The organism is Globicatella sanguinis NBRC 15551, from assembly GCF_001552295.1.
In the GTDB taxonomy this organism is placed as follows: Bacteria; Bacillota; Bacilli; order Lactobacillales; family Aerococcaceae; genus Globicatella; species Globicatella sanguinis.
This window is the reverse complement of sequence record NZ_BCQX01000164.1, coordinates 1-3,383: the sequence shown is the minus strand read 5'-3', so window position 1 is coordinate 3,383 and position 3,383 is coordinate 1. Positions and strand designations below refer to the sequence as shown.

Genomic DNA, 3,383 nt, shown 5'->3' with positions numbered 1-3,383 from the left:
CAGGTAGACCCACTCAACCCCTGCGCTATTAATTAACGAGCAATCACTTTATTGATTTTATCAAATTTATACCAAACCTCATTAAGACGCAGTTTGATGCCATTCAACCACTGCGCTATTAATTAACGAGCAATAATTTTGACTAAATTTATCAAGTTTATGTCCAGCTTCTGCCCAATAGTGAAAAATAATATAGTAACGCTTTTGATCAGAAAATGCTTTTTAAATTAGGTTGAGTTATAATGTCTAATCGCCCCATTTTAAAGCAATAAAACATTAAAGCACCTCACCAAAAGCAATTTTTTTTTGCGATAAAGCTTGATATAACGCGATTGATTGCGGTTTAATAATGATATTTTTGCAAATCGCTTTATTTATAAAACATTTAGTGCTATAATATAGTCATAGATGAGATATCTGAAGTGTACGTTGTTTACACATCGTGCGAACCGAACACTTTATTATTATATAGGGATTCTACTGAAGGTCTGGAATGACAAGCCTTTTACACTTGGAAGTCAGGAAGGATTTTCTTGAAGCCCACCTGCAGTTACTTGCGGGTTCATTACATGTGTACGCCTTGACGGCATATTCGGATATTCTTATTAGCTGGCGCGAGCCAGCTTTTTTTATAAATGAAATTAAAGGAGTACTATATGATATTAACGGTTTTATATTTTGCTTTTCCCCTCTTAATGTTGATTATCGCTGGATATTTATTCTATTTTCGCCATGAACTAAAAGTTTGGTTAAACCTTGAAGATACTAAAATTATTAAAGCTCTCATTTCAGCCTTTTTCTCAATGGGATTAGTCGGTTTATTTTTAACTACCTTAAAATATGAAACTCTCTTTATCATTTGGATGATTTTGGCTATCTTATTAACGGGAGTACTCACCTTCATCTTCGTAAAATTAATGAAATAAAAGAACTCAATACTTTTTGATGTGAGTCGACTGAATTTTCTCTGTACGTTCACCTCATTTGAAAAAAATCTCCCTTGCTCTCACTTATCACTGTGGTAAACAAGGGAGATTCAATTATATTGTGCTCTTTTGGGTTGGATTTGACTACTGTACTGGTTAAATTAGCTACGTAAGCCAATACCACGATCCACTAAATAATATGCTAATGAATACAGTACCGCAATAAAAATGATTAAAATGGTAACCGACATCGCTATCGGTACATCGCCTATCCCTAAGAAACCATAACGGAAACCCGAAATCATATAAACGATTGGATTGATTTTCGAAATAGCTTGCCAAAACGGCGGTAACATTGAAATGGCGTAGAACACTCCACCTAAATAAGTTAAGGGTTGTAGTACAAACGTTGGCACAATCGAGACATCATCAAAACTTCTAGCAAACACACCATTAATTAAACCTGCTAAAGAAAATAAAATGGCGGTCATTAAAATGGTCATCACTACCACTAGCCAAGAATGAACATGCAGTGGTACAAAGAATAATGACACCATGGTCACTAATGAAGCAACAATTAAACTCCGTCCAACCCCTCCTAATACAAATCCCCAAATGATAACATGAGTGGGTACAGGGGCTACTAATAATTCTTCAATATTTTTTTGTAATTTTTGAGAAAAGAATGATGAGGAAACATTGGCATAGGAACTGGTAATCGATGACATCATTATCAATCCTGGAACAATAAACTCCATATAACCGAAGCCTCCCATTTCACCAATACGTCCACCAATCATTTTTCCAAAAGTTATAAAATATAGCGAAGTGGTAATGACAGGTGGAACTAATGTTTGTACCCAAATTCGCAAATAACGATTGGTTTCTTTCATCACTAAACTTTTTAATGCTGTAAAATATAAACTAAACATGTTGATCCTCCGTCTGAAGTTTCTCTTCGGTAATTTTCAGGAATAACTCTTCCAAACGATTCGATTTATTTCGCATCGACAGTACCTTAATGCCTTGTTTTGTTAATTGAGTAAAAATATCATTAACCCCTTGATTGCGCTCAACTTCGACTTCCAAGGTTTGGTCACCATCAAATTGATATGCATAGCCTGCTAACTGAGGTTGTTGTTGCGATATATCTAGATCAAAGATAAACGTTTCATGCTGTAATTTTGATAATAATGCTTTCATACTGGTATTCTCAATTAGTTGGCCCGCTTGGATGATGCCAATATTACGACATAACATCTCGGCTTCTTCAAGATAATGAGTCGTTAAGATAATGGTGGTGCCATTAGCATTTAACTCTTGTAAGAAATGCCACATCCCTCTTCTTAACTCAATATCAACCCCGGCGGTCGGTTCATCTAAAATCAATAGTTTGGGTTCATGCATCAAGGCTCTAGCGATCATCAAACGACGCTTCATCCCTCCTGATAACATACGTGCTTTTTCATCACGCTTTTCCCATAAATCTGCCTGTTTTAAATATTTTTCACTACGCTTGTAGGCTTCTTTACGAGGGACGCCATAATACCCTGCTTGATTGACCACAATTTGTTGGACGGTCTCAAATGGATTAAAATTGAACTCTTGTGGTACCAAGCCAATCTGTTGCTTCGCTTTTTCTAACTGAGTATCAATATCATAACCAAATACTTTAACAGTCCCAGACGTTTTATTGACTAACGAAGTAATAATACCAATAGTCGTCGACTTGCCAGCACCATTAGGACCTAATAACGCATAAAAATCACCCTCAGAGACCTTTAAATCAATCCCCTTGAGTGCTTGTACTCCTGTATCATAAACCTTCTTTAAATCCGATATTTCCAATGCATAAGTCATATATAAGAAATCTCCTTTTATTCATCTGATACTATTCTAACATCTATTTGAACATAGGTAAAATGGAATGGTTATTATAAATATAGGATTTTTTTAAAGGTGTTGGTGGACAGATTTTTTTCAGTAAACCCAACCCTTTGACAAAGAGCCATCAATATTAGACGTTGGCTCTCAAATTCCATGCTATTTTCCCTATCAAACAAAAAAGATCGGACCCGAAAGCCCAATCTTTTAATTAATTTATTTATCTTCTTTGTCAGATAAACCTTCTTTAATACCTTCTACAGTATCTTTTACATCTTCAATGCCTTCTTTGACAGCGCCTTTAACTTTTTCAGCAACGCCTTCAGATTGTAATTTTTCATTATCGGTAACTTTTCCGACAGTTTCTTTTACTGATCCAGATACTTTATCTAATTTCGCTTCATTTTTTTCTTTTGACATATTCATTTCCTCCTTGTTTTATATCATACTTCTACTATACTACCTTATGATGAATATGTAAAATAATATGCTCATAAATGTTACTATCTTAAAATTTTGATTGTCAAATTAAGCTAGAATTTTTACCTAACACATAATACGAGTCATAATACG

4 protein-coding genes and 1 other RNA gene are annotated in these 3,383 nt (G+C 34.8%); 2 read left to right on the top strand and 3 right to left on the bottom strand.

What is annotated here, in order from left to right; translation table 11 throughout:
- Positions 1 to 411: 411 nt before the first annotated feature.
- Positions 412 to 603: non-coding RNA, 6S RNA (gene ssrS, locus GSA01S_RS09685), on the top strand.
- Positions 604 to 656: 53 nt separating this feature from the next.
- Positions 657 to 926, top strand: a complete 270-nt coding sequence (locus tag GSA01S_RS09680; protein ID WP_066127039.1) for a hypothetical protein — start codon at positions 657 to 659, stop codon at positions 924 to 926.
- A 161-nt stretch (positions 927 to 1,087) separates the two neighbouring features.
- On the opposite strand, the gene GSA01S_RS09675 is transcribed toward GSA01S_RS09680, so the two are convergent.
- The 3 genes from GSA01S_RS09675 to GSA01S_RS09665 form a co-directional block, all read right to left on the bottom strand.
- The gene (locus tag GSA01S_RS09675) at positions 1,088 to 1,858 is read right to left on the bottom strand and encodes an ABC transporter permease (RefSeq protein WP_066127036.1); all 771 of its coding nucleotides are present in this window, start codon (positions 1,856 to 1,858) and stop codon (positions 1,088 to 1,090) included.
- Entirely contained in the window at positions 1,851 to 2,786 is a 936-nt protein-coding gene (locus tag GSA01S_RS09670; RefSeq protein WP_066127033.1) for an ABC transporter ATP-binding protein, read from the bottom strand. The genes GSA01S_RS09675 and GSA01S_RS09670 overlap by 8 nt, the downstream gene beginning before the upstream one ends.
- A 240-nt stretch (positions 2,787 to 3,026) precedes the next feature.
- Positions 3,027 to 3,230 (bottom strand): CsbD family protein, encoded by a 204-nt coding sequence (locus GSA01S_RS09665; protein ID WP_066127030.1) that lies wholly within the window; start codon positions 3,228 to 3,230, stop codon positions 3,027 to 3,029.
- Positions 3,231 to 3,383: the final 153 nt, after the last annotated feature.